Raw genomic sequence first — 3,202 nt, forward strand, 5'->3', positions numbered from 1 at the left:
CTGCGAATCTCCAGCCCGTCCGGCGTTTGAGGACCGGGGGTTCGGGGGCTGGCCCCCGAGTCAGTGACGGGAACGGGAAGGGGCGGCGGGGGCGAGAAAAGCCAACGGGCCCGCCCCCCGGCGCAAGCGCCGGGAAGCGGGCCCTATCGGTCCCCGCGGTGGCACCGCCATGCAGCACCGCGAGGGGTCTACGCCACGGACGGACTCAGCCGAACCGCCCCGAGATGTAGTCCTCGGTCGCCTGCACGGACGGGTTCGAGAAGATCCGCTCGGTGTCGTCGATCTCGATGAGCTTGCCGGGCTGCCCGACCGCGGACAGGTTGAAGAACGCCGTCCGGTCGGAGACCCGCGCCGCCTGCTGCATGTTGTGCGTCACGATGACGATCGTGAAGCGCTCCTTCAGCTCACCGATCAGGTCCTCGATGGCCAGCGTCGAGATCGGGTCGAGCGCCGAGCACGGCTCGTCCATGAGCAGCACCTTCGGCTCGACGGCGATCGCACGCGCGATGCACAGCCGCTGCTGCTGACCACCGGAGAGCCCGGACCCCGGCTTGTTCAGCCGGTCCTTGACCTCGTTCCAGAGGTTCGCGCCCTTGAGCGACTTCTCCACGATGTCGCCCAGCTCGGACTTCTTGTAGCTGCCGTTGAGCCGCAGCCCCGCCGCCACGTTGTCGAAGACCGACATCGTGGGGAAGGGGTTCGGGCGCTGGAAGACCATGCCGACCTCGCGCCGTACCGACACCGGGTCGATCCCGGCGCCGTACAGGTTCTCGTCGTCGAGCATGACCTTGCCCTCGACGCGGCCGCCCGGCGTCACCTCGTGCATCCGGTTCAGGGTGCGCAGGAAGGTGGACTTGCCGCAGCCGGAGGGGCCGATGAAGGCCGTCACCGAGCGGGGTTCGATGGCCATCGAGATGTCCTCGATGGCTCGGAACGAGCTGTAGTAGGCGCTGAGGCCGCTGACGTCGATTCGCTTGGCCATGGGGATCACTGCTTCTTTCGAGGGGGAAGACTGGTCGCTGTGTGGCCGCGTCAGCGACCGGTCTTGGGGGCCTTCCAGCGGGCGATGCCGCGAGCCGCCAAGTTGAGGATCATCACGAACGCGATCAGCGTGAGCGCCGCCGCCCAGGCCCGGTCGTACGCGGCGCCGGAGCCGCCGCTGTTCGCGTACTGCTGGTAGATGTACATGGGGAGCGAGGCCTGCGGACCGTCGAAGGGGTCCGTGTTGATGAAGGTCGAACCCCACACCAGCAGCAGCACCGGCGCGGTCTCACCCGTGATGCGGGCGACGGCGAGCATGACACCGGTCGTGATGCCGCCGACGGAGGTCGGCAGGACCACCTTCATGATGGTGCGCCACTTCGGCACGCCCAGCGCCAGCGAGGCCTCGCGCAGCTCGTTGGGGACGAGCTTGAGCATCTCCTCGGTGGAGCGGACGATCACCGGCAGCATCAGGATGGTCAGGGCCATCGCACCGGCGAACCCGGAGTAGCCCATGTCCAGGATGATGATCCAGAAGCTGAGGACGAACAGACCGGCGACGATCGACGGGATACCCGTCATGACGTCGACGAAGAAGGTGACGGCCTTGGCGAGCCTGCCGCGCCCGTACTCCACGAGGTAGATCGCGGTCAGGATGCCGATCGGCACGGAGATCGCCGTGGCGATGCCGACCTGCTCCAGGGTGCCGAGGATCGCGTGGTAGATGCCTCCGCCGGGCTCGGTGTCGGTGATCAGCCCCATCGAGTGGGTGAGGAAGTAGACGTCGAGGACCTTCACACCGCGCTTGACGGTCTCCCAGATGAGCGAGACCAGCGGGATGACGGCGAGCAGGAACGCGACCCAGACGAGGGCGGTCGCCACCCGGTCCTTGGCCTGCCGGCGGCCCTCGACCTTCGCGGCGATGCCGTACGACGCGGCGACGAAGAAGACCGCGGCCATCAGGCCCCACTGGATCTTGCTGTCCAGTCCGGCCACGGCGCTGATACCGAGACCGAGGGCGATCGAGCCGCCGGCGATGGCGTACGGGCTCCACCGGGGCAGTGTCGCGCCCTGCAGGGAGCTGGGGCGCCTGTCGTTCACTGTCTGGCTCATGCGTTGGCCCCCGAGTACTCCGCGCGGCGGGCGATGATCATGCGGGCTCCGCCGTTGACCAGCAGGGTGATGACGAACAGCACCAGACCGGAGGCGATGAGCGCGTCACGGCCCATCTCGCTGGCCTCACTGAACTTGCTGGCGATGTTCTGGGCGAAGGTGCCGCCGCCCGGGTCGAGCAGACTGGCGTTGATCTCGAAGCTCGGGGACAGGACCGTGGCCACGGCCATCGTCTCGCCGAGCGCGCGCCCGAGGCCGAGCATCGAGGCGGAGATGACACCGGAGCGGCCGAAGGGCAGCACCGACATGCGGATGACCTCCCAGCGCGTGGCGCCGAGAGCGAGTGCGGCTTCCTGGTGCATCAGCGGAGCCTGCCGGAAGACCTCGCGGCTCACGCTGGTGATGATCGGCAGGATCATGATCGCGAGCAGGATGCCCACGGTGAACAGCGAGCGCGGTGCGCCGCCCTGCCAGTCGAGGATGCCGGTCCAGCCGAAGTAGTCGTCGAGCCAGCCGTAGAGACCGATCAGCTGCGGTGCGAGGACCAGGGCGCCCCACAGGCCGTACACGATGGACGGCACGGCGGCGAGCAGGTCGATCACGTAGGAGAGGGGGCCGCCGAGCTTGCGCGGGGCGTAGTGCGTGATGAACAGGGCGATGCCGACCGCGATCGGGACCGCGATGACCATCGCGATGATCGACGAGACGACCGTGCCGTAGACCAGGACCGCGATGCCGAAGCTCGGTGGTACGGCGGTCGGGTTCCACTCGAAGGTCGTGAGGAAGTTGCTCTCGTCCTTGCTGATCGCGATCACGGAGCGGTACGTGAGAAAGGCCGCGATGGCGGCCATGATCACGAGAAGGAAGATGCCCGATCCGCGGGACAGGCCGAGGAAGACTCGGTCGCCGGGCCGGGTGACCCCGCGGGCCGCGCGCTTCTGCTCGGCCTCGGCGGGTGGGGAGACGGGGGGAGGCGCTGCGTCGTTCTTGGTGGATATATCCATGAGGTTCTCCGGTCTGCGGGGCCGCACACTGCGTGCGGCCCCAGGCGGCGGAGCATGTAGGACAGAGCGTCGCTGAAGGATTCCTCATCCTCGACGACGAGCAC

The 3,202-nt window shown here is 68.0% G+C and carries 3 protein-coding genes; all 3 read right to left on the reverse strand.

Annotation, left to right across the window (positions count from 1 at the left end):
- Positions 1 to 205: 205 nt before the first annotated feature.
- The 3 genes from pstB to pstC are packed head-to-tail and all read right to left on the reverse strand — an operon-like array spanning position 206 to position 3,098.
- Entirely contained in the window at positions 206 to 982 is a 777-nt protein-coding gene (gene pstB, locus ACFWGJ_RS42920; protein WP_107015222.1) for a phosphate ABC transporter ATP-binding protein PstB, read from the reverse strand.
- 50 nt (positions 983 to 1,032) lie between these two features.
- Positions 1,033 to 2,094: a phosphate ABC transporter permease PstA gene (gene pstA, locus ACFWGJ_RS42925; protein ID WP_387334393.1), complete on the reverse strand. Its 1,062-nt coding sequence runs from the start codon at positions 2,092 to 2,094 to the stop codon at positions 1,033 to 1,035.
- Positions 2,091 to 3,098 carry a phosphate ABC transporter permease subunit PstC gene (pstC, locus tag ACFWGJ_RS42930; RefSeq protein WP_387334394.1) on the reverse strand — a complete coding sequence of 336 codons (1,008 nt, stop codon included), beginning with the start codon at positions 3,096 to 3,098 and terminating at the stop codon, positions 2,091 to 2,093. The genes pstA and pstC overlap by 4 nt, the downstream gene beginning before the upstream one ends.
- Between the last annotated feature and the right edge of the window lie 104 nt (positions 3,099 to 3,202).

It is taken from the genome of Streptomyces sp. NPDC060205 (assembly GCF_042728395.1).
Lineage (GTDB): Bacteria > Actinomycetota > Actinomycetes > Streptomycetales > Streptomycetaceae > Streptomyces.